The sequence below is a fragment of the Paenochrobactrum sp. BZR 201-1 genome, assembly GCF_044987585.2.
GTDB lineage: Bacteria > Pseudomonadota > Alphaproteobacteria > Rhizobiales > Rhizobiaceae > Paenochrobactrum > Paenochrobactrum pullorum.
On the sequence record NZ_JBJDRZ020000014.1, the window covers coordinates 51,029 to 73,622 of the forward strand.

A 22,594-nucleotide genomic window follows, 5' to 3' on the forward strand; every position below is an offset into this window, starting at 1 on the left:
ATCATGATAGAAAATCACGAAATTCGCCTTCAAACCACAAAGGCAACACGCTTTATGCGCGCTGTCTCATTGGCGGGAGTAGCTTGCTGTGTGTTGACAGCATCAGCGTGGGCTGCGGATTTGCGGATGGGGATGAGCTCCGCACCAACCTCGATTGATCCGCATTTTCATGCCAATAGCTCCAACATCTCGATGACAGGTCAGGTTTTTGAGGGGCTGACCTGGAAAGACGAGAATATGCGCCCTATTCCGGCTCTGGCCGAAAGTTGGGAGTATATGGGAGACAATATCTGGCATTTCAATTTGCGTAAAAACGTCAAATTTCATGACGGCACACCATTTACTGTCGATGATGTGATCTTCACCTTTGAGCGTATTCCAACCATCGTCGACAGCCCTAGCCCTTTTACTGCACGTCTGGCCGATGTGGTTTCTTATAAAGCGCTTGATGATCACACCCTTGAAATCGTCACCAAAGGTGCAGCACCAAACCTGCCGATCAATCTGGCCGATGTGCAGATTATTTCGCGTAAAAACGGCGAAAACCAAACCACACAGGACTATGTAACCGGTAAAGCCATGATCGGCACCGGCCCATATAAATTCAAAAATGCCCGTATCGGCGAGATTTACGAGTTTGAAGGCTATGACGATTATTGGGGCGGCAAGCCTGCTTGGGACAAGGTAACACAGCGCATTATCAGCTCTGATCCGGCACGCATTGCCGCACTTCTTGCCGGTGACGTTGATCTTATCACCAGTGTTCCGACCAGCGACATTGCGAATTTGGAAAAAGCACCCAATATCGCGCTTTGGTCAACCGCTACCAACCGTATTGTTTTTGTGGCACTTGATGTTGAACACGAAAAGCCGATTGCAGGTCAGGTAAGCGATAATAACGGCAAACCTTTAGACAAAAATCCGATGCTTGACGTGCGGGTACGTAAGGCGCTTTCCATGGCGCTTGACCGCAAAAGCTTGGTAGAGCGTGGCCTTTCCGGCGATGCATTACCAGCAAGCCAGCTCGTGCCTGAAGGTCTCTTTGGCTATAATCCGGAAATTCCGATTGAGCCTTATGATCCGGCTGCCGCCAAGGAGCTTTTGAAAGAAGCGGGCTATCCGGAAGGTTTCCGTGTGGTACTCACCACCTCCAACGACGACACATCACGTGTGCGCGCCTCACAGGCTATCGGCCAGATGTGGACACGTATTGGTGTGCGCACCGAAATTGAAACCATGCCACATGCCGTTTTCATTCCGAAAACCAATGACTTCCAGTTTGCACAGATGATCCATTCATGGGGTACTTCAACCGGTGAAGCCGCTTATACATTGCGCGGTATTGCAGGCACCCGTGATCATGAAAAAGGCATCGGCACGTCAAACCGTGGTCGTTATTCCAATCCGGAAATGGATGCGCTGGTCAACAAAGCCTCCGAAACCATGGATGACGCAGAGCGTGAAGCTATGCTGCAAAAAGCAATGGCGATGACCATCAGCGATTACGGTATTCTGCCGCTCTACAGCCCGAAAGCGACATGGGCTTCGTCCAAGAATGTGAAATATATTCCGTCGAAGGCCAATGTGACGTCGGCAATTTTCGCAACACCTGCTGAATAATCCGACTTCAATACTGATCCCTTATACGGTTACAAAGCCGTATAAGGGAATAATACCTGCGACAGTCAGGGGGGAAATATGGCCGAGATGATCGCGCGGCGACTGATACAGTCGCTCATCACGCTTTTGGCTTTGAGCTTTATCACATTTGCCGGACTTTACATGATCGGGAACCCGATGGAAGTTCTGGCTGATGAATCCGCCACAGCGCTGGAAATCCAGCAAATCAGTGAGCGGCTGGGGCTGGATCAGCCACTTTACATTCAATATATGCGCTATATGGGGCGTCTGCTCAGTGGCGATTTCGGTACATCTTTTGTCACCGCTTTGCCGGTTTCCACTATGCTGCTGCAACGTCTGCCGGCAACGCTTGAAATGGCACTGATTTCGATCATCATTTCCGTTGGCATCGGTTTGCCGCTCGGTATTCTGGCAGGAACATTTCCGGATAGCCGCTTTAGTAAATTTGCGTCCATCAGCTCGATTTTCGGCTTCAGCCTGCCAAATTTCTGGCTTGGCCTGATGTTGCTGTTGGTTTTTGCCGTGCAATTGGCGGTCTTTCCGGCCATCGGACGCGGCCAAACGGTAGAGATCAACGGTGTTGCATGGAGCTTTCTCACATGGGACGGGCTCACCCACCTCATTTTGCCAGCCGTCACACTGGCAACAGGTAATCTGGCGCTAATGCTACGCTTAGGGCGCGCCGGAATGCAGGAAGTGATGCTGCTTGATTATGTCAAACTTGCCCGCATCAAAGGTCTGTCGCCTTGGCGCGTCGTTACTGTGCATGCTCTGCGCAATGTGATGATACCGATTGTCACCATTATCGGCCTTGAAATCGGCGGTCTGGTTTCCGGTGCGATTATTACAGAAACTGTTTTTGCATGGCCTGGCATCGGCAAGCTGTTGATTGACTCGATCAATATGCTCGATCGTCCTGTGGTCATTGCCTATATGATGATTTTCACCTTCATGTTCGTCACCATCAATCTCATCGTTGATATACTTTACATCGTGCTTGATCCGCGCGCGGGAACAGGGCGTGCATCATGACGAGTTCCGCTTTGTCACGTTTTCAGCAATGGCGCAAAAGCACACGCTTTTATAATTTCTTCCGCGAATTCAGCACCAGCAATACGGCGCTCCTGGGCTTGGCCGTCACTATTATTTTGCTGTTTATCGCCATTTTCGCCCCACTGATTTCGCCGCAAAATCCTTATGATTTAATGCAGGTCGATTTTATGGATTCCGAATTGCCCCCCGGTTCAGTTGGTGGCATGGGGCAATATTATCTGCTTGGCACCGATGCCAATGGTCGTGATATGCTGAGCGCCATGTTCTATGGCTTGCGCTCCAGTTTCATGGTGGCATGGAGCAGCCTTGCCATGGCGCTTGTTATTGGGGTGTTGCTCGGCCTTATTTCGGCCTATGCCGGCGGTAAAGTTGATGCGGTTATCATGCGCATTGTTGATGTGCAAATGAGCTTCCCGACCATTTTGATCGCGCTCCTGTTATTGGCTGTTTTTGGGCGCGGGCTGGATAAAACCATACTGGCGCTCACTCTTGTGCAATGGGCTTATTTTGCCCGTAATGTGCGTGGCACCGCATTATCGGAACGCAACCGCGAATATGTGCTGGCGGCACGTCTGGCTCATATCCCGACCTTCCGCATTCTCTGGCGTCATATCCTGCCCAATTGTCTGCCGCCATTGCTGGTTATTGCCTCGGTGCAGCTTGCATCTGCTATTTCCATTGAAGCCTCATTGTCCTTCCTTGGGCTTGGTATGCCGGTTACGCAGCCTTCATTAGGCCTGCTGATTTCCAATGGATTTGGCTATCTGATGGGTGGCAAATACTGGATCAGTGTTTTTCCGGGTGTGCTGCTTCTCATTACGGTTTTTGCAATCAACCTGATTGCCGACCAGTTGCGCGATATGTTCAATCCGAGGCTTAAAAAATGACGACAGCAGTTTCAGCATCCCCTGCTGCATCACCCTTTGTGCTTCAGGTGAAAAATCTTAAAACCCAGTTTGATACCAGCGCCGGAGTAGTGCGCGCTGTCGACGGCATCAGCTTTTCGCTCAAGCGTGGTGAAGTGATGGGATTGGTCGGTGAATCCGGCTCTGGCAAATCCATCACCGGCTATTCAATCATGCGCGCTATCGACAAACCTGGACGCATTACTGATGGCAGCATCAAGTATTGCGGCCGTGACAACAAAATCGTTGATCTGGTCAGCCTGTCGGAACGACAAATGCGGAACTTACGCGGTAACCGTGTAGCAATGATTTTGCAGGATCCGATGATGTCGCTCAATCCGAGCCTGCGCATCGGAACGCAGCTTACCGAAACCTATCTGGCGCATAAAAAAGTCAGCAAACAGGAAGCTCGTGAACGTGCCATCAATGTGATGCAACGTGTTGGCATTCCTGATGCCGAGCGTCGTTTAAGCGCTTATCCGCATGAGTTTTCCGGTGGTATGCGTCAGCGCATTGCTATCGCCATTGCGCTTATCAATGAGCCTGATGTGATCATCGCCGATGAACCGACCACCGCTTTGGATGTCACCACACAGGCGCAAATTCTTTTTGAAGTGCAAAAACTATCGCGTGAATTTGGCACCGCATGGATATGGATTACGCACGACCTGACCGTTGTTGCTGCACTCGCACAAAATGTTGCCGTGATGTATGCAGGAAAAATTGTCGAATACGGCTCAGTCTCATCCATTCTTGATCGCCCCCTGCATCCTTACACCAAGGGTCTGATTGCTTCAATACCGGGTCACAGCAGCACTTTGGCCAATAAACGTCTTTATCAAATACCAGGCAATGCCCCTTCTATGCTGGCTTTGCCCCGTGGTTGTCCATTCCGTCCGCGCTGCGAATATGCCGATAACACATGCCTTGAAACACCAGCAGATACCAGGCTTTCTGAAAGCCGTTTTTATCGTTGCTGGCACCCTGTGGAAACAGGAGCTGCATTATGAATTTTATAAAATCCGCACCTGAAAGCGAAACGATTTTGGAAGTACAATCCCTGTGCCATCAATTTGGCCGCAAGGAAGACTGGATTGACAAGATCGGTGCCAAATTACGTAAAAGCGGCCCTCGTCCAGTGGTACGCGCCATCAATGGCGTTGATATCCACGTCAGGAAAGGCGAAATTTTCGGCATTGCCGGTGAATCCGGCTGTGGTAAAAGCACCCTTGGCCGCATCATGGCTGGCTTGATCAAGCCAACAGAAGGGCAAATTGCCTATCACGGCAAACCAGTAATGCGCGGCGACAAGCCTGCCAATCTGAAACTGCAAATGATTTTTCAGGATTCAGGTGCAGCCCTTAATCCACGTATGCAGGTCAAAGACCTGATCGGCGAAGGCCCGCTCTTGCATGGCTTGGTGAAAAAGCGTGAGTTGAAAGACTTCATCGTCAACCAACTCGAAATTGTCGGCCTTAATGCCGATGCAATGACCCGCTATCCGCACCAGTTTTCCGGTGGTCAGCGTCAGCGCATCAACATTGCCCGCGCACTTGCCCTGCAACCGGACATGATAATATGCGATGAATCCATTGCCGCGCTCGATGTTTCCATTCAGGCACAGATCATCAATCTGTTTCTTGATCTGAAAGACAAGCTGGATCTCACTTACGTTTTCATCAGCCATGATTTGGGTGTTTTGAAACATATAGCCGATCGTCTGGCTGTGATGTATCTCGGTCGTGTCGTCGAACAAGGGAATGCCGCAGAAATATTCGCCAATCCGCGTCATCCTTACACACAAGTGCTGCTTGATAATGTGCTGACACTCGACCGCCGCGATCAGCAGTTTGAGCCGGTTGAAGGTGAAGTACCCTCGCCGCTTAATCTGCCGTCGGGATGCACATTCCACACTCGCTGCACCCATGCAGTTCCGGCTTGCGCTCAGACAATTCCGCCACTGACAGGGCAAGAAGAACATCAATTTGCCTGTCCGGTGATGGCATGAAAATGGAGGCGATTTCCATGACCCGTTGGAACGATACCCATGCCGAAGATCTCATCGGCACCATTAAAGACCGCGCTGATCTTTATGATTATCTGGTGGAAAAAACACTGCACCGTCAGGCTATCTCACCGGCAAAAAACAAGCTGTTTGACATCAATGTGGCGCGTGATATGGCGCATCATCGCAATGATATTCTCAACGCTTCCACACCGGCGGAGCTTTGGTATGCCTTGGCCAAACTGTCCAATACCCGCCATGACCGCCATCTGTCAGTAGAACCGGTTGAGGGCGGTCTGCCACTGCCAGCCGAATTGCAAGCAAGAATACGCTTCAACCATACCGACAAACGTGCCGACCATGCACCGCGTGTTGGCATCGAGTTAAAAACAGATTTTTCCTCAAATCAGCCATTTGTGTTCTTAAGCGGCTATGCCTTGAATTTTGAAGCCGACAAAAGTGCAGAACTCGGTGCGCGTCTCATCAGTATTAATGGTCGCTCTTTTGATGAGTATGTAGCGCTAACAGAGCCTTATTTTTGTTACTCAACACCGCATTTCTACTGGTACCATATGCCAAATGAAATCATCCGGCGCACAGGATTGATCCCTGAATGGCTGCAACCAGCAACACTTGCGTTAGAATTCGAAGACAAAATCGGTACGGTTCAAAACCTCACACTTGATTATCAGCCCGCCAATCATTGGCAATGGGCAGAAACGCTATCTCCTTATAACGGTTTCGAGCAAGTGCTCGATACACCATCCTTCACGCTTCATACAGATAAAGCCAAAGATACAATCATCATCCAATGGCATGGTTTCGGCAAAAGTCTGACCACAGATGTTGATGCGTTGATGGCTTATGCTCAGACGCATCAACATCTGGGACATAATATCATTTACGATGCGACCCGTTCGCGTGGCGGTGATTTCGGCGGCTATTTATTGCAGCATTTATCCTCGCAACCCATTCGCATCAACTTTGGCGATTTACGCCTTTCCGATGCGATAGAAGCCGTCATTGCAACGGTTTTGGGTGAAGATGATGCCGCCATTGCGGAAGGTAATCTTAATCTAGCGCAGCTCAATGCTTGCCGATGGCGACGCGACTGGTTGCTTGGCACGGTGCTTAATGATCTGAAAGCGGGCAAAGCAAAAACTGCCGCCATCCCATTCAAATGTGCGCATCAACCCGAAAGTGGTTCAGGCATTTTACCGCCTGCTCCAGTGCATTTCACCGGCAAAATCGTCATGCTCACTGTGCCTTATGCAGGTTCGCATATTGATCAGGTAGCAGCACAACTTTGCGACAACAAAATGTGCCATCATATCGGTATGCCTCTTGGTGGTTTTTCCAAAACATGGACCCATGAAGAAGTGCTGACCTTTCCGCGTACGGGGCAGAAAATTGCCTCTTTCGCATGGAGTTGCGGCAACACAATCCGTCCCAATGGTGAGGTACTGGAAAGCAATCCTGCTATGCCCGACGCCTATTTTCCGATCACCCGCGACAATCATTTAACCCATCACGCCAAAATGGTTGCCATGGCACTGGACTATTTCAACCGACCTTAATCGTCACACCAGCCGATTGTCTGCTTTTACATCTTATTGCCGCTTCAGGAGCGTTCCCATGCCTGTGTCTAAAATGCCTGCAACCAAAATCGAAGAAATCCGCGCCTTATTTCCGGCACTCACTACTCAAACCTATATGTCGATTTGTGACAAAATGATTTTGGCCGATCCGGTGCGCCAGTCAGTCGACAATTTTCTCGACAAGCTCGCCATGGCCAGCGCCAATCGTACCGACCATGAGGATTATGTCGAAAGCAGCCGTATACAATTTGCGCAAATGATGTCGGTTAATACTGAAGAAGTTGCCGTCACCCGCAATGTTTCCGATGGGGTTAATGCCATTGCCTGGGCATTTCCGTTCAAAACAGGCGACAATATCGTGATCTGCGCCGATGCCGAACACCCAAACAATATTTATCCGTGGCTGCGTCTGCGCGAACGCGACATTGATGTGCGGATTGTACCGGCTATCAACGGGCGTATTGATATTGATGCCATGATCGCGGCGATGGATCAGCACACCCGCCTTGCAACAGTTGCCTCTGTCAGCTTTGCACCGGGCTACCGCACAGATACTACAAAGCTTGGAGAATATTGCCAAAAGAGAAATATTTTTCTGCTGATCGACGGTGTGCAATCTGCCGGTATTCTGCACCATGATTTAGCGCAGGAGCCGGTAGATGCTTTTGCCACCTCCACCAGCAAAGGCCTGCTCGGTCTTTACGGTTCCGGCTTCATGTATATCAATGAAAACTGGCTTGATCGTTTAAATCCTGCCTATCTCTCACGCACAGGTGTTGATCTTGGCAGCGATGATGCATCTGCCATGGGTGAGCATCAATATCACCTCTATGCCAGTGCCAAGCGCTTTGAAGTCGGCAGTTATAATCTTGCCGCCTCTTATGCAGCCGAAGCCTCACTCAATCTCCTTAACGAAATCGGCACCAAGGCAATTGAAGCCCATGTCCTTCATTTGGCGCGCACATTGCGTGAAGGACTGGCTGAGCAAGGCTTGCTGGTTTCCATGCCGCAGCAAAATCACGAAGAAAGCCACATCATCACCTGTGGTGAATTGGATGCAGGTGGCCACGGCTTCTCGCATGATCCGCGTATCAACGACATCCACCAGACACTGTTGAACGCCAATATCATCCATACATTGCGGCGCGGCCAGCTTCGTTTTGGCTTACATGTTTATAACAATATGATTGATATCGACCATGTATTAAAAACGCTCAACCACGGGAAATGATAATCTATTTATTGAGCATCAAACGAATATGATTTTCTAACTTTATGGGGTAAATGATAAAAATTTACCCCATATTTTATTGTTTTTGACAAATTCGTATAAATTGAATTATATCTATTTCAGTTCACGTCAAGTAACCCGTATTTTGGATATAGAGGCAATAAGAATTGGGACAGATCATTCAATGTAACCGTCCGCAACCATGCAGTATGGAATGGCGCAACCGCGCAATTGCAACAATTGAAGCGGATTTCAACCGATCAGCCGACACACATCTGATCCGCATTGATTTGCCGAAATTCAATGACATTACGCTCTATTTAAAAGATGAATCCAGCCACCCGACCGGCAGTCTTAAACACCGTTTGGCACGCTCGCTGTTTCTTTATGCCATCTGCAACGGAAAAATCGGACCCAATACAACGATTGTTGAAGCCTCAAGCGGCTCCACGGCTGTGTCGGAAGCCTATTTTGCGCGTATGATCAACCTGCCTTTTGTAGCGGTTATGCCGCGCACCACCTCAAAAGAAAAAATCGCCGCGATTGAATTTTACGGTGGCCGTCCGCATCTGGTTGATGATCCCAAAACCGTTTATGATGCAGCACGACAAGTGGCAGAAGAAACCGGCGGTTATTATATCGACCAATTCACTTATGCGGAACGCGCAACCGATTGGCGCGGCAATAATAATATTGCTGAATCCATCTTTAATCAGATGAGCCATGAAGAATATCCAAATCCGCGCTGGATTGTAACAGGCGCTGGTACAGGTGGCACATCGGCCACTTTGGGGCGCTATATCCGCTATCGCCAGCTTGACACTCGTCTTTGCGTAGCTGATCCAGAGGCTTCCATTTTCCATCAGCATTTTACCGACCGCTCCATCATGGAAATCGATCGTTGCTCATCCATTATCGAAGGCATCGGCCGCCCGCGCGTCGAGCCATCCTTTATACCGGATGTCGTCGATTGCATGGTGACTGTCCCCGATGCTGCAAGTTTGGCAGCGCAACGCACCATCAGCAATATTATTGGTCGCGCTTGTGGTGGCTCCACCGGCACCAATATCTGGGCTTGTGCATTGCTCATTTCTGAAATGGTGAAAAAGGGCGAAAAAGGTTCAATTGTCACCCTGCTTTGCGATCATGGCGACCGCTATCGCTCTACTTATTTTAATGATGAATGGGTTGAACAAAACGGTTTTGACATAGCGCCTTACCTTCGGCAACTTGATGCTTTCTTCGCGGAAGGTCGCCTAATCAGCGTTTAAAAATCAGACAAAAATCACCTTAAAATAAGACAAACCCTGCTTTTATCCACTAAAAGCAGGGTTTATTTTTGACTGTTTTTTAGTGCGCAAAGCATGAAAAACAAGGCTTTTTTCACTACTCGGCAATGAGATCGATATGAAAATCACCGCTTCTTGGCGTACAAGCCAGCTTGACAAGTTTTTTCCCTATCGTATTATTCCACTATAAAGATAATTATTCTCCAATAATGGAATAAGCGGGAGGGGACATGCGAAATTTCAAAACATTACTAATGGTAGGTACCGCATTCATTGGTGCCGCCACTTTAAATCTGTCATATTCTTACGCGCAGGAAAAGGGTGGCATTATTAATGTTGCTACTATCGGCGAACCGCCGACCCTTGATCCGATGGTATCAACTGCCGATCTCGTCGGTATTGTCAGCCAGCATATTTTTGAAACGCTTTATACCTTTGATGAATCCTGGAAAACCACGCCATTGCTGGCCGCCAGCTTGCCCGAAATCAGCGAAGACGGTAAAGTTTATACGATCAAATTGCGAGAAGGCGTCAAGTTTCATAATGGCGCGGATATGACATCAAAGGATGTTGCCGCCTCGCTTGATCGCTGGACGAAAGTCGCTTCACGCGGCAAGCAGACCGCCACCATGATCAAATCCATCGAAGTAACCGATCCGCTGACTGTGACCATAACTTTAAGCGATCCCTATGCGCCACTTGTCTCATTGCTCGCTTTCAATAATTCTGCCGCCATCATTTTGCCAGCCGACCATCAGGCCGAACCGATGACAGACATAATCGGCACCGGCCCTTACAAGCTAAAAGAGCGTAAAGCCGACCAGTATATCCAGCTGGAACGTTTTGCCGATTACACCTCACCTGCTGGTGAGAGTGACGGTTATGGTGGCGCACGCCATCAATATGTTGATGAAATCCGCTTTGTGCCGGTGCCTGATGCCAATACCCGTGTTGAAGCGGCTATTTCAGGTCAATATGACTATGTGGATTCCATTCCGGTTGAATCTTATGACCGGCTGAAAACCTCTTCTGCATCAGAGCCTGTGATGCTTGAGCCATTCGGCTGGCCGGTTTTTGTGCTTAATTCCGGTCACGGCATCACCCAGTCCAAGGAATTGCGCCAAGCTATCCAACAATCGCTTGGTCAAGAAGACATGATGGCTGCGGCCTTCGGCTCGACAGATTTTTATGCGCTGGACGGCTCGCTCTATCCGGAAAGCTTTGCATGGGCAACCGATGCCGGTGTAGAAGGTCATTATAATGTGGCCAATCCTGAAAAAGCTGCAGAGCTGATGAAAGCGGCCAATTACAACGACGAGCCGATCCGTATTCTCACCAGCCGCCAATATGAATTCCATTATAAAATGGCACAAGTTGCTGCAGAATATCTGAAAGCTGCGGGCTTCAAAGTTGATCTGCAAGTGGTGGATTGGGCAACCCTGACACAGCGTCGTGGTGATCCGTCTTTGTGGGATATTTATATCACCCATAGCCCGTTCCTGCCGGAGCCGTCACTGATCGGCATGATGTCGACCAGCGCACCGGGCAATTGGGATACGCCCGCCCGTAGCGAAGTGGTCAATGCCTTCAACACCGAATCCGATCCGGAAAAACGCATCAAGCTCTGGGCTGATGTGCAAAAAGTGGTGATGGATGAAGTACCGTTCATTAAAATCGGAGACTTCAATGCGGTTGCAGCCAAATCGAAAAAGCTGGAAGGCGTGGAGCCTGCTCCATGGCCATATTTCTGGAACGTCTCGCTTAAAAAATAACGGCTGAAGCCTGTTAGCCGCGCGCTCTAGCGGCTGCGACAAATAAAAAGACACAGGATAAAAACACTTTATTCTGTGTCTTCTGCACTTCATCACTGAAACGGCTTTTCAGGTTTAGCGGAATGCCCGCAACCATCAAAACAGCCGGTACATTTTAAGCTAGGCCAATATGATACGATATATTATCCAGCGTTTCATCGGCATGATTATTGTGATGTTTCTTGTCGTCACGATTGTTTTTGTCATTGTGCGCGTCACCCCCGGTGATCCGGCAGCCGTCATGCTAGGCCCCGAAGCGACCCAAACAGATATTGCTGATTTGCGGGCGCAATTGGGGTTAGATCAACCACTTGTCATGCAATATATCTATTATGTCGGGCAGCTCATGCGCGGCGATCTCGGCCAGTCAATTTTCCTCAATCAACCGGTTTTGAGCGCTTTGAGTGAACGCTCGGAACCCACTTTTTTCCTCACATTATTTTCCATCATCATTGCTTGCGTCATTGCCTTGCCGATTGGCATTTATGCAGCATACAAGCGCGGTTCTTTTGTTGATCAGGCAGCCACAACGCTCGCCATGTTTGCCGCAAGTATTCCAAGTTTCTGGCTTGGGCTTATTTTGATGCAAATCTTTGCTGTACGTTACGGCTGGTTTCCTGTCTCCGGCTATGGTGGACCTGATGCAAGTTTCATCGACAGAATGTGGCATTTAAGCCTGCCAGCATGTGCGTTGGGGCTTGTTTCTTCCGCCTTGATTTTACGCTTTACCCGTGCTTCGATGCTGGATGTTCTTGGTGATGATTACGTGCGCACCGCCCGTGCTAAAGGGCTGGTTGAGCGTAAAGTCATTTTGAAACACGCGCTCAAAAATGCGCTCATTCCGATCCTCACCGTCATTGGCCTCACCGTTGCCGTACTCATTTCCGGCGCTGTGGTGACTGAAACCGTGTTTAGCTTGCCTGGTATCGGCAATCTGGTGGTATCTGCCGTGCTGCGTCGTGATTACCCTGTCATTCAAGGTGCATTGCTGGTGATTGCCGCCCTTTATGTGCTGATTAATTTTGCCATTGATATGCTCTATCTGCTGGTCGATCCGAGGGTGCGCTACTGATGGATAATTCAATAACATCTTCGGTCAAAACCCCAAGCGAAAGCATGCAGTTCATCAAACGCTTGCTGAAGCGCAAAACGGTTGCCTTTGGCCTCATCATTTTAGTGATCTTCACTTTGATGGCGCTACTGGCACCATGGGTTTCGCCTTATAATCCTTACAAGCTTTCGATTGTAAACCGCCTCAAACCACCGTCAGAACTGTTCTGGTTCGGCACCGACGAATTTGGACGCGATGTGTTTTCGCGTACCATTTATGCCGGACGGCTCTCGCTTCTGGTCGGCTTTGCTGTCGTGATTTTATCATCCCTGATCGGCGTGACAATGGGACTGCTTGCAGGTTTTTTTCCACGGCTCGACGCACCAATTGCCCGTCTCATTGACGCGATGATGGCTTTTCCGGATATTTTACTGGCAATTGCTTTAGTGGCAGCACTGGGGCCATCGCTCGCAACGGTGATTGTCGCGCTTTCAATTGTTTATGCCCCTCGTTTGGCGCGTGTTGTGCGCGCTTCCACCTTGGTGATCCGAGAGCTGCCTTATGTAGAAGCCGCCGTTTCAATGGGCGTGTCCACCCGCAACATCATGATACGCCATGTGTTGCGTAATCTTTTATCACCCATTTTGGTACAAGGCACATTTCTCTTTGCCAGTGCTATGCTTGCCGAAGCCGGCCTTTCTTTCCTCGGCCTTGGTGTCAGCCCTGAAATTCCGACATGGGGCACCATGATTTCATCCGGCCGTCAATATGTCGGCCAGGCGGACTGGATGACCCTCTTTCCCGGTATAGCAATCATCCTTTCTGTTCTTTCGCTGCAAATGGTTGGTGACGGCTTCCGCGACCTTCTTGACCCCCGCCTTAAAAAGGACCTGTAATCATATGTGCGCGCAAATTCAAAAAAACGGCGCTTTGCTTATCACCAATGTCAAACCAGTGGCTTTCGGACAGCATTCACATCAAGGTGCGATTGATCTTTTGATCGGTGAAGATGGCAAGCTTGTCAAAGTAGGCAAAGACCTGCCTCGCGCAGATATTACAAATATCGTCGATGGCAACGGCTCATTTATTTCACCAGGCTGGGGCGATCTGCACGCCCATGTCTGGCATGGCGGCACCGATATTTCTGTGCGCCCTAATCTTTGCGGCGTGCAGCGCGGCGTCACCACCCTTGTTGATGCAGGCTCTGCCGGTGAAGCCAATTTCCATGGCTTTCGCGAATATATTATCGAGCAATCACGCGAACGTATTAAAGCATTTTTAAACTTAGGCTCTATCGGCCTCGTTGCCTGCAACCGTGTCAGCGAATTAAGCGATATCCGCTCTGTCGATATTGACCGTATCGTTGCCTGCTATGAAGAAAATCGCGACCATATTGTTGGCCTGAAAGTGCGCGCCAGCCATGTTATTACCGGCTCATGGGGTGTCACGCCGGTTAAATTGGGTAAGAAAATCGCCAAAATCCTTAAAATTCCGATGATGGTGCATGTCGGCGAGCCACCGGCACTTTACGACGAAGTGCTGGAAATTTTGGGCCCCGGCGATATCATCACCCATTGTTTCAACGGCAAGGTTGGCAGCTCCATCATTGAAGATGAAGACCTGTTTGAACTGGCAGAGCGCTGCGCCGGTGAAGGCATCCGCCTTGATATCGGCCATGGCGGCGCATCCTTCTCGTTCCGTGTGGCGGAAGTTGCGATTGGGCGTGGTCTGTTGCCGTTTTCCATTTCCACCGATGTGCATTTACGCAGCATCAACCAATCGGTTTGGGATTTAAGCACCACAATGTCGAAGCTCTTAAGCGTCGGTATGCCGTTTGATAAGGTGGTTGAAGCCGTGACCCATGCCCCTGCCGAAGTTATCCGTCTCCCAATGGACAACTTGCTTGAAGCAGGCGCGCGCAGCGAATTTACCATTTTTGACCTCAATGATTCCGATCTGCAAGTGGTGGATTCCCTTGGCGCTCGTGCCGCGCTCACCAAATTGTTCGATCCGCGCATGACCGTACTTGGTACCAACATTTTTGAGGCAGGCCGCTATCAGCCGGATAGTGTCGAATGTGTCGATCACAGCCACGGCTTCAGCTATCGCTAAAACCTTTCATCAGGCGCGGTTTTCATAAATCGCTCCGGTCAAAACAATCGTTTCAATGAAGACAAGTGACAACTTTCTTCGCAAATATTTCAGGGGCTGATGTGTCAAATCCAGTAAACCCAGTGGCCAACAACCATGCCGCAAGTCCTTATGACCGACTTGCCGCATTAGGCATTCAATTACCTGATGCACCGCCGCCTATCGCCAATTTTGTCACCCATGTGCTGGAAGGCAATATTCTTTATCTTTCCGGCCAAGGCCCGCGCGAGGCAGACGGTACACTCCACACCGGCAAAGTCGGCATCGATCAAAATATTGATGCAGCTTATACCCATGCCCGCCTCACCGGCATTAACTTGCTCGCGGTTATGCACCATGCTTTGGGTGATCTTGGCCGCGTCAAACGCGTGGTGAAGCTTTTCGGCATGGTCAATGCCGAGCCGCATTTCGAAGACCATCCAAGCGTCATCAATGGCTGCTCAGATCTCTTCATTGACGTGTTTGGTGATAGTGGCCAGCACGCACGCTCAGCAGTTGGTTTTGGCTCTCTTCCCGGCAACATTACCGTCGAGATCGAAGCCATTGTGGCACTGCACGATTAAAAGGCTAAACGACTAATGCTTACGCCAACCCATCACAGTTTCAATCTTTTCAGCCGAGTGCTGAACACTGCCGGTATAAAGCTCGGTATTATCCATCAGCTTTTGCTCAGGCAGAACGATCGAAATTGTGGCAACGCAAGCACCCTTTTCATCGCAAACAGGGGCCGCAATACAGGCAACGGCATAATCGGATTCACCTGCTTGCACCGACAGACGCTGGCTAAAGGCACGCACCGCACCTTCCGACAAAATTTTTGGATCAGTATCTGCTCTGCCGGTTGGCGAAGGAGAGGCGCAACGCTTGAAAATTTCCAAGCGCTCCGTATCATTCATATGCCCGACGAGCAAACGTCCCGATGCCGTCCAGTTGAGCGGAACACGTGTACCCACCCGCGAGGTCACCTGAAAATGTCCGGGCCCGTCGGCCATGGCCAGCACCTGCATATGGTCGCCGTCCAGCCCGCAAAGTTGAATGGTTTCGCCGATATCGCGGCAAAGATCGTGCATTTCGCTGGTGGCAACACTCAGGAAATCCAGCGAGCGGGCATAGGCCAAACCATAATGGTAAAGCCTGTCACCAAGCCACAACAGCCCCTCGCTATTTCGCGACAACAGCTTCTTTTCCACCATATCATCAACAATGACATAGACGGTAGACAAAGGCGCGCCAATGGCTTTGGCGATCATATAAGCACCGCTTGGGCTGCCATGTTCATAGAGAAAATCCAGCACCTGCAATACGCGGTCAATGCCGCTGACACGGGAGCGGCGTGATGGCTCTTTTTTGTCGAGTTCAGTTTTATTATCCGGAGCCGGTTTGGTCACAATGGCTAAAGTCTTACTGTTCATTTGATGGCTCCGTAACTCGTTCGCACACATTCAGGCTTGTCGGTTGCTTTTTATCTTGGATGATAAAGGCACCTCAACAGCATTTCACAATTATGAAATCAATTCCAGTGCTAAGGAATAATGAAACCTCAAAATTTCTGTTTCCCGCATTGATGACCGGAGGCTCTCATGGCTGAAACAAATCTGCATCAAACCTTAGGTTTGCGCAATATTATCAATGTCTCTGGCACAATGACCGGCCTCGGCGCTTCCATTGCTGTGCCTGAAGTGGCCATTGCCATGGCAGAGATTTTGCCGCAATTTGTCGAAATGAATGACCTGCAACGCAAGGCAGGCAAAGTGATTGCCCGCCTGACCAGAGCAGAAGCAGGCTTTGTCACCGCTTCATGCTCAGCCGGTATCAGTATGGCAGTTGCAGGTACTATCACAGGTGATGATCTTTCAGCGATAGAACTCTTGCCTGAAACCAAAACTGCCAAGAAAGAAATCATTGTCCAAATGGGGCATGTGGTGAGCTATGGCGCCCCCGTTGATCAAGCCATCCGCATTGCTGGTGGCAAGCCGATACTGATCGGTCAAGCAACCACATGTTATGATTTTCATCTGGAAGGTGCGATCAACGAAAACACTGCAGCTGCCATTTATGTTGTCTCGCATCACGTGGTCAATTACGGATTATTGGAACTGAAACGCTTTACGCAGATTTGCCACGCCCGCAATATTCCGGTGATTGTCGACGCCGCGTCTGAATATGATCTCAAAGGCTTTCTCGAAGCTGGTGCTGATATCGTGCTTTATTCAGGCCATAAATTTTTAGGCGGCCCGACATCGGGTATCGTCGCGGGCAGCAAGCAATTGGTGCGCCACGCTTATTTGCAAAATTGCGGCATCGGACGCGGGATGAAAGTCGGCAAAGAAAGCGTTTATGGTGTAATGGCTGCACTTGAAGCATGGGAAAAACGTGATCATCTAGCTGTGTGTGCGCGTGAAAAAGTTTTTCTTGATCTGTGGCAGACAGCACTTCAAGATTTTGCCGGTGTCACTGCGGTGATTGAAGCTGACCCGACGCATAATCCGCTTGATCGCTTACGCGTCAATATCAACCCGCAAGAAACCCATATCACAGCATGGGATTTGGTGGATGCACTGGCGCGCGGCACACCACCGATTATCGCCCGTGATCATGAGGTCGAGCATCAATATTTCTATCTCGACCCGTGCAATCTGCATGACGGGCAAGCGAAAATTGTCGCCAAACGCTTGCGTGAAGAGCTGACAAAAGCAAGAAACTCAAACGAGATAATTGCCACACCGTTGGCAGATCGCACCAAAAAACGCTTCGATAGCTTGCGCCGCTGGCCGGATTGATCGCCGCGCCCGCCTGTTCAATCATAGCATTCGTTTTGAAACTTAAGGAGATATATCATGACATCAATAAAGGCTGTCTCTCCGGTTTTGTCAGTGGAAAACCTGACCACCAGCTTTTTGAGTGAAGGGCAATGGAAATCCGTTGTCCGCGATATCTCCTTTACCGTTAACCCGGGCGAGACTGTTGCCGTTGTAGGTGAATCCGGCTCCGGCAAGAGCGTCACGTCCTTGTCGGTGATGCAATTATTGCCGCGCGATACCAGCCGTATTGAAGGGCGTGTACTTCTCAATGGCAAGGATTTGCTGCAATTGCCGGAAGCACAAATGCGCCAAGTGCGCGGCAATGATATTGCGATGATTTTTCAAGAGCCAATGACTTCACTCAATCCGCTTTTCACCATTGGCGATCAGATATCGGAAGCACTTTTATGTCATAAAGCGATGAGCAAAGAAGCCGCAAAAGCCGAAACCATCCGCTTGCTTGAACGGGTGCGTATTCCGTCTGCCGCCAGTCGTTTTGATGAATATCCGCATCGCTTCTCCGGCGGCATGCGCCAGCGCGTGATGATTGCGATGGCACTGGCCAGCCGTCCCAAACTGCTGATTGCGGATGAGCCTACCACCGCATTGGATGTGACCATTCAAGGCCAAATTCTTGACCTGATCAAAACCTTGCAGGAAGAAGAAGGCACCTCGGTGCTTTTCATCACCCATGATATGGGCGTAGTCGCCGAAATTGCCGACCGCACCGTCGTGATGTTTCGTGGTGAAGCGGTGGAAAGCGGTAACACCGCCGATATTTTCAACCATTCAAAACATCCATACACCAGAGCGCTCTTGTCAGCAGTGCCCATGCTCGGTTCCATGAAACCCTATGACCGGCCATTGCGCTTTCCTGATCTTGATCCGAACACCGGTTTACCGGGTAAACCGGTGGTTTCTGCCGACACGGTCGACCATCTGGCGGAGCCGGTTTTGGAGGTTAAAAACTTAAGCAAGCGCTTTGATATTCATGCAGGTCTCATGGGACGATTACAGGGACGCGTTCATGCCATCGAAGATGTGAGCTTCTCGCTACAACCTGGCGAAACCTTATCTTTGGTTGGTGAATCGGGATGTGGAAAGTCCACAACTGCACGCGCTGTCATGCGTCTCATCCAACCGGATGAAGGGCTGATCCGGCTGGATGGGCGAGATATTTCTACGATGGATCAACGGGAACTGCGTCACATCCGCCATAAAATGCAGATGATTTTTCAAGACCCCTTTGCAAGCCTCAATCCTCGTATGCGGGTGGGTGCCACAATTGCCGAGCCTTATCTCGAACATAAAATGGGCACTAAAGCGGAAGCAGAAAAAATCGTCACCGACCTGCTCATACGTGTCGGCCTGACACCCGATATGGCCAAGCGTTTTCCGCATGAGTTTTCGGGGGGGCAGCGCCAGCGCATTTGCATAGCACGTGCGCTGGCGATGGATCCTAAAGTGATCGTCGCCGACGAGTCTGTCTCGGCACTTGATGTTTCCATCAAAGCCCAAGTCATCAATTTGATGCTTGAATTGCAGGCGAACTTACAACTGGCTTATCTCTTCATCAGCCATGACATGGCAGTTGTCGAGCGTGTCAGTCACCGTGTGGCGGTGATGTATTTAGGCGAAATTGTCGAGATCGGCAAACGCGCAGAAATCTTTGAAAATCCGCAACACCCATACACGAAAAAGCTGCTTTCGGCGGTACCTATTCCTGATCCGGAACGCCGTCATTTACGCCGTATGATGCAAGTGGATGAACTAAAAAGTCCGGTGCGTGCACCTGATTATCAACCTGCTCCTCGCCATTATCAACAATTGTCGGAGCATCATTTCGTGCAACTGCAATAAAGATGCAGCACTTATAATATCAGGCTCTGTCGCAATTTTTCACATCTGGTGAGTTACCACCTGAACTCAGGTTGGAATTGAGTGAGGAGGAAGCGGATGAAGGACAATTTCAAAGGTGCACATTTTCCCAAAAGGGTCATCTTGCATACGCTGTTTTTTACATCCGCTACCAGTTTCATATTGCGAATTGCAAGAAACCCTTGATGGACGAAGCATCTTAGTTGATCCTGCAATCCTGAAACGATGGTTCGTTCGTTCCTCACCGCAAATCTATGCTGAACTTGCAGCATAAATGTATCCAAAGATAAAAACGTTTCTACACGTCAAAAACTTTGCGACACTAATCTTAATTTACTTGTATTGCAGTTATCGCAATCATATTGACTACATCTTCAATCGAACATCCGCGTGACAAGTCATTGGCGGGTTTTGCGAGGCCCTGCAATACGGGGCCAACAGCGTTAGCTCCGCCAATACGTTGGGCTATTTTATAACCGATATTGGCTGCTTCCAAATTAGGAAATACAAAGATATTTGCATTACCTTTCAAAGGTGAGTCCGGTGATTTCACCAGACTAGTTGCCTCAACAAAGGCCGTATCAAATTGAAGTTCGCCATCGATGCACAAATGAGGTGCCTGGGCGCGGACTTTTGCGGTCGCCTGCACAACTTTTGATACACGCTCATGGGTCGCACTGCCAGCACTAGAAAAAGACAGCATGGCAATAGCCGGTTCTTTTGCAGTCAATTGTGTGAATGATTTTGCCGATTGCATCGCAATATCGGCCAGTTCATCAGCATTAGGTTCCACGACCAAACCACAATCGGCAAAGATAAACGCACCTTTTTTCTGATGGTGAGACTGACACAGCAGCATCAGAAAAAAACTCGTTACAATTTTGCTATATTTAGCCTTGCCAATGATTTGCAGAGCATGACGAACCACATCGGCGGTGGTAGCTACAGCGCCCGCGACGGTTCCGTCAGCGTCCCCTTCCCGTACCATCATCGCGGCATGGGCAAGTGGTGTCCGTACCATCTCAGTTGCCTGACTTTCCGTAAGGCCCTTCTCCTTGCGCATTGCGAATAATGCCTTTGCATATTGTGCATTTCGTTCTGCCGTCAGTGGATGAATTATTTGAATCTTCTCGACAACTCCTTCGTTCAGAAACGGTTTGATTTTTAATGAATCACCAAGCAGCGTAATGTGGGCTAATTCTTGCTCCACCGCTATCGCGGCCGCCGCGATAATGCGAGGATCTTCACCTTCTGCCAATACGATATGTGCTTGCTTCTGACGGGCTTGTTCGAAAATCTTCTCAAGCGGCTGCATGACAATAAGGCCTCCGGCAAAGGGTGTTATGCCGGAGAAGAAACATCCTCTCCGGCCCTTCAGTTATATAGGTCAGGCAGGCATTTGCTGACGCATGTCATCGGGATTGATGCCTGCAACCACAACAGGTTTTTTCATGGCATCACGACGGAACGGTTCACCCAGCTCCTGATTAAGGATGACTTCAACAAAAGTGGTAACGCCAACGGATTGATCCTCAACAGCTTTACGAATAGCCTGTGTTAAGGCCTCTTGATTATCAACCGTAACACCTTTCAGACCGCATCCTTCTGCAACCTTGGCATAGCTGAGATTGGGATTAAGTTCGGTGCCGACGAAATTATTGTCGTACCACAATGTCGTGTTGCGTTTCTCCGCTCCCCATTGATAGTTGCGGAAGATCACCATAGTGATGGCCGGCCACTCGTTGCGGCCAATTGAGGTCATTTCATTCATTGAAATACCAAACGCACCATCGCCGGCAAAGCCGATAACCGGCATATCTGGGCAGCCAATCTTTGCACCAATGATCGATGGAAAACCATAACCGCAAGGGCCGAACATGCCGGGAGCCAGATATTTTCGACCCTGATCAAAGCTCGGATAGGCATTTCCGATGGCACAGTTATTGCCGATATCGGTCGATACAATTGCACCTTTAGGCATTGCTGCCTGAATGGCACGCCATGCCTGACGCGGCGACATACGATCTGCATCGCGGATGCGGGCTTCCGCATTCCATTGGGTACCCGGATCGTCATCTTCGTGATCCATGGATGAAAGTTGTTGCAACCATGAGGATTTACGCTGATGGATAAGCTGCTTGCGCTCTTCACGGCTCCAATCGCCTGCCCCTCTTCCCAGCTGCGCCAATATCTGCTCGGCGACCTGTTTTGCATCACCGCAAATACCGACGGAGATTTTTTTGGTCAGCCCGATACGGTCGGAATTGATATCGACCTGAATAATTTTGGCATCTTTTGGCCAATAGTCGATGCCATAGCCGGGTAGCGTTGAAAACGGATTGAGACGAGTGCCCAATGCCAGTACGACATCGGCCTTGGCAATCAGTTCCATAGCGGCTTTGGAGCCGTTATAACCGAGGGATCCAACAGATAGTGGGTGGTTTCCCGGAAAAGCGTCATTATGTTGATAACCGCAGCAAACAGGCGCATCGAGCCGTTCGGCCAAAGCTTTGGATGCTTCAATAGCACCACCAATGACAACGCCGGCACCATTGAGGATAACCGGAAATTTAGCGTCTGTTAGAAGCTTGGCAGCTTCTGCGATCGCATCTTTGCCCCCTGCTGGCCGCTCCAGACGCACAATTTGCGGCAGATCGACATCAATGACCTGTGTCCAGAAATCACGCGGAATATTGATTTGTGCTGGTGCGCAACCACGCCATGCTTTTTCAATTACGCGATTGAGCACTTCCGGAATACGGCTCGCATCGCGAACCTCTTCCTGATAGCAAACCATTTCCTCAAACAGCGCCATTTGATCCACTTCCTGAAAACCACCTTGCCCAATGGTTTTATTGGCCGCTTGCGGAGACACCAACAGCATTGGTGTATGGTTCCAATAGGCTGTCTTGATTGCGGTGACAAAGCCGGTCACGCCCGGACCGTTCTGTGCAATGGCCATTCCCATTTTACCAGTAACGCGCGTATAGCCATCGCAAATCAGTGCGGCATTGGTTTCATGGGCGCAGTCCCAGAATTTTACCCCTGCCTTGGGAAACAAGTCGGACACGGGCATCATGGCCGAGCCAATAATACCGAACGCATGTTCAATGCCATGCATTTGCAAAACCTTGATGAAGGCTTCTTCAGTGGTCATCTTCATGGCGAATACCTTTCTTT

The 22,594-nt window shown here is 49.7% G+C and carries 18 protein-coding genes; 15 read left to right on the forward strand and 3 right to left on the reverse strand.

What is annotated here, in order from left to right; translation table 11 throughout:
• The first annotated feature begins 3 nt into the window (after positions 1-3).
• The 13 genes from ACI0FR_RS10050 (at position 4) to ACI0FR_RS10110 (ending at position 15,298) form a co-directional block, all read left to right on the forward strand.
• Entirely contained in the window at positions 4-1,620 is a 1,617-nt protein-coding gene (locus ACI0FR_RS10050; RefSeq protein ID WP_404908374.1) for an ABC transporter substrate-binding protein, read from the forward strand.
• Positions 1,621-1,698: 78 nt separating this feature from the next.
• Positions 1,699-2,673 (forward strand): ABC transporter permease, encoded by a 975-nt coding sequence (locus tag ACI0FR_RS10055; protein WP_404908377.1) that lies wholly within the window; start codon positions 1,699-1,701, stop codon positions 2,671-2,673.
• Positions 2,670-3,581: an ABC transporter permease gene (locus tag ACI0FR_RS10060; protein ID WP_404908380.1), complete on the forward strand. Its 912-nt coding sequence runs from the start codon at positions 2,670-2,672 to the stop codon at positions 3,579-3,581. The genes ACI0FR_RS10055 and ACI0FR_RS10060 overlap by 4 nt, the downstream gene beginning before the upstream one ends.
• Positions 3,578-4,609, forward strand: coding sequence for an ABC transporter ATP-binding protein (locus tag ACI0FR_RS10065; protein WP_404908383.1), 1,032 nt, complete (start codon positions 3,578-3,580; stop codon positions 4,607-4,609). The genes ACI0FR_RS10060 and ACI0FR_RS10065 overlap by 4 nt, the downstream gene beginning before the upstream one ends.
• Positions 4,606-5,607 (forward strand): ABC transporter ATP-binding protein, encoded by a 1,002-nt coding sequence (locus ACI0FR_RS10070; protein WP_404908386.1) that lies wholly within the window; start codon positions 4,606-4,608, stop codon positions 5,605-5,607. The genes ACI0FR_RS10065 and ACI0FR_RS10070 overlap by 4 nt, the downstream gene beginning before the upstream one ends.
• A 17-nt stretch (positions 5,608-5,624) precedes the next feature.
• Positions 5,625-7,181, forward strand: coding sequence for a hypothetical protein (locus ACI0FR_RS10075; protein WP_404908389.1), 1,557 nt, complete (start codon positions 5,625-5,627; stop codon positions 7,179-7,181).
• Positions 7,182-7,239: 58 nt separating this feature from the next.
• Positions 7,240-8,433, forward strand: coding sequence for an aminotransferase class V-fold PLP-dependent enzyme (locus tag ACI0FR_RS10080; RefSeq protein WP_404908392.1), 1,194 nt, complete (start codon positions 7,240-7,242; stop codon positions 8,431-8,433).
• Between the two features lie 209 nt (positions 8,434-8,642).
• Positions 8,643-9,704 carry a PLP-dependent cysteine synthase family protein gene (locus ACI0FR_RS10085; RefSeq protein ID WP_404908432.1) on the forward strand — a complete coding sequence of 354 codons (1,062 nt, stop codon included), beginning with the start codon at positions 8,643-8,645 and terminating at the stop codon, positions 9,702-9,704.
• A 272-nt stretch (positions 9,705-9,976) separates the two neighbouring features.
• Complete coding sequence (locus tag ACI0FR_RS10090) at positions 9,977-11,494, forward strand: ABC transporter substrate-binding protein (protein WP_404908434.1); 1,518 nt, start codon at positions 9,977-9,979, stop codon at positions 11,492-11,494.
• Between the two features lie 169 nt (positions 11,495-11,663).
• On the forward strand, positions 11,664-12,605 hold the full coding sequence (locus ACI0FR_RS10095; protein ID WP_404908395.1) for an ABC transporter permease: 942 nt from the start codon (positions 11,664-11,666) through the stop codon (positions 12,603-12,605).
• Complete coding sequence (locus ACI0FR_RS10100; protein WP_374832064.1) at positions 12,605-13,480, forward strand: ABC transporter permease; 876 nt, start codon at positions 12,605-12,607, stop codon at positions 13,478-13,480. The genes ACI0FR_RS10095 and ACI0FR_RS10100 overlap by 1 nt, the downstream gene beginning before the upstream one ends.
• Positions 13,481-13,484: 4 nt before the next feature.
• Complete coding sequence (locus ACI0FR_RS10105) at positions 13,485-14,696, forward strand: amidohydrolase/deacetylase family metallohydrolase (protein WP_404908397.1); 1,212 nt, start codon at positions 13,485-13,487, stop codon at positions 14,694-14,696.
• Between the two features lie 101 nt (positions 14,697-14,797).
• Positions 14,798-15,298 carry a RidA family protein gene (locus ACI0FR_RS10110; RefSeq protein ID WP_374832068.1) on the forward strand — a complete coding sequence of 167 codons (501 nt, stop codon included), beginning with the start codon at positions 14,798-14,800 and terminating at the stop codon, positions 15,296-15,298.
• A gap of 12 nt (positions 15,299-15,310) precedes the next feature.
• On the opposite strand, the gene ACI0FR_RS10115 is transcribed toward ACI0FR_RS10110, so the two are convergent.
• Positions 15,311-16,147, reverse strand: a complete 837-nt coding sequence (locus ACI0FR_RS10115; protein ID WP_374832070.1) for an IclR family transcriptional regulator — start codon at positions 16,145-16,147, stop codon at positions 15,311-15,313.
• A 168-nt stretch (positions 16,148-16,315) separates the two neighbouring features.
• Here ACI0FR_RS10115 and ACI0FR_RS10120 point away from each other — a divergent pair, with 168 nt between their 5' ends.
• The gene (locus ACI0FR_RS10120) at positions 16,316-17,515 is read left to right on the forward strand and encodes an aminotransferase class V-fold PLP-dependent enzyme (RefSeq protein WP_404908401.1); all 1,200 of its coding nucleotides are present in this window, start codon (positions 16,316-16,318) and stop codon (positions 17,513-17,515) included.
• Positions 17,516-17,572: 57 nt separating this feature from the next.
• Positions 17,573-19,396, forward strand: a complete 1,824-nt coding sequence (locus ACI0FR_RS10125) for an ABC transporter ATP-binding protein (protein ID WP_404908403.1) — start codon at positions 17,573-17,575, stop codon at positions 19,394-19,396.
• 346 nt (positions 19,397-19,742) lie between these two features.
• Here the strand turns inward: ACI0FR_RS10125 and pta are convergent, their stop codons facing one another.
• Both pta and xsc read right to left on the reverse strand, forming a co-directional pair.
• Positions 19,743-20,729 carry a phosphate acetyltransferase gene (gene pta / locus ACI0FR_RS10130; protein WP_404908406.1) on the reverse strand — a complete coding sequence of 329 codons (987 nt, stop codon included), beginning with the start codon at positions 20,727-20,729 and terminating at the stop codon, positions 19,743-19,745.
• Positions 20,730-20,801: 72 nt separating this feature from the next.
• Complete coding sequence (xsc, locus tag ACI0FR_RS10135) at positions 20,802-22,577, reverse strand: sulfoacetaldehyde acetyltransferase (RefSeq protein WP_404908409.1); 1,776 nt, start codon at positions 22,575-22,577, stop codon at positions 20,802-20,804.
• Positions 22,578-22,594: the final 17 nt, after the last annotated feature.

What these genes read in the sequence shown, in the direction of transcription:
- ACI0FR_RS10050 (WP_404908374.1), top strand. Translation starts at nt 4, where the DNA reads ATGATAGAAAATCACGAAATTCGCCTTCAAACCACAAAGGCAACACGC.
- ACI0FR_RS10055 (WP_404908377.1), top strand. Translation starts at nt 1,699, where the DNA reads ATGGCCGAGATGATCGCGCGGCGACTGATACAGTCGCTCATCACGCTT.
- ACI0FR_RS10060 (WP_404908380.1), top strand. Translation starts at nt 2,670, where the DNA reads ATGACGAGTTCCGCTTTGTCACGTTTTCAGCAATGGCGCAAAAGCACA.
- ACI0FR_RS10065 (WP_404908383.1), top strand. Translation starts at nt 3,578, where the DNA reads ATGACGACAGCAGTTTCAGCATCCCCTGCTGCATCACCCTTTGTGCTT.
- ACI0FR_RS10070 (WP_404908386.1), top strand. Translation starts at nt 4,606, where the DNA reads ATGAATTTTATAAAATCCGCACCTGAAAGCGAAACGATTTTGGAAGTA.
- ACI0FR_RS10075 (WP_404908389.1), top strand. Translation starts at nt 5,625, where the DNA reads ATGACCCGTTGGAACGATACCCATGCCGAAGATCTCATCGGCACCATT.
- ACI0FR_RS10080 (WP_404908392.1), top strand. Translation starts at nt 7,240, where the DNA reads ATGCCTGTGTCTAAAATGCCTGCAACCAAAATCGAAGAAATCCGCGCC.
- ACI0FR_RS10085 (WP_404908432.1), top strand. Translation starts at nt 8,643, where the DNA reads ATGGAATGGCGCAACCGCGCAATTGCAACAATTGAAGCGGATTTCAAC.
- ACI0FR_RS10090 (WP_404908434.1), top strand. Translation starts at nt 9,977, where the DNA reads ATGGTAGGTACCGCATTCATTGGTGCCGCCACTTTAAATCTGTCATAT.
- ACI0FR_RS10095 (WP_404908395.1), top strand. Translation starts at nt 11,664, where the DNA reads ATGATACGATATATTATCCAGCGTTTCATCGGCATGATTATTGTGATG.
- ACI0FR_RS10100 (WP_374832064.1), top strand. Translation starts at nt 12,605, where the DNA reads ATGGATAATTCAATAACATCTTCGGTCAAAACCCCAAGCGAAAGCATG.
- ACI0FR_RS10105 (WP_404908397.1), top strand. Translation starts at nt 13,485, where the DNA reads ATGTGCGCGCAAATTCAAAAAAACGGCGCTTTGCTTATCACCAATGTC.
- ACI0FR_RS10115 (WP_374832070.1), bottom strand. Translation starts at nt 16,147, where the DNA reads ATGAACAGTAAGACTTTAGCCATTGTGACCAAACCGGCTCCGGATAAT.
- ACI0FR_RS10120 (WP_404908401.1), top strand. Translation starts at nt 16,316, where the DNA reads ATGGCTGAAACAAATCTGCATCAAACCTTAGGTTTGCGCAATATTATC.
- ACI0FR_RS10125 (WP_404908403.1), top strand. Translation starts at nt 17,573, where the DNA reads ATGACATCAATAAAGGCTGTCTCTCCGGTTTTGTCAGTGGAAAACCTG.
- pta (WP_404908406.1), bottom strand. Translation starts at nt 20,729, where the DNA reads ATGCAGCCGCTTGAGAAGATTTTCGAACAAGCCCGTCAGAAGCAAGCA.
- xsc (WP_404908409.1), bottom strand. Translation starts at nt 22,577, where the DNA reads ATGAAGATGACCACTGAAGAAGCCTTCATCAAGGTTTTGCAAATGCAT.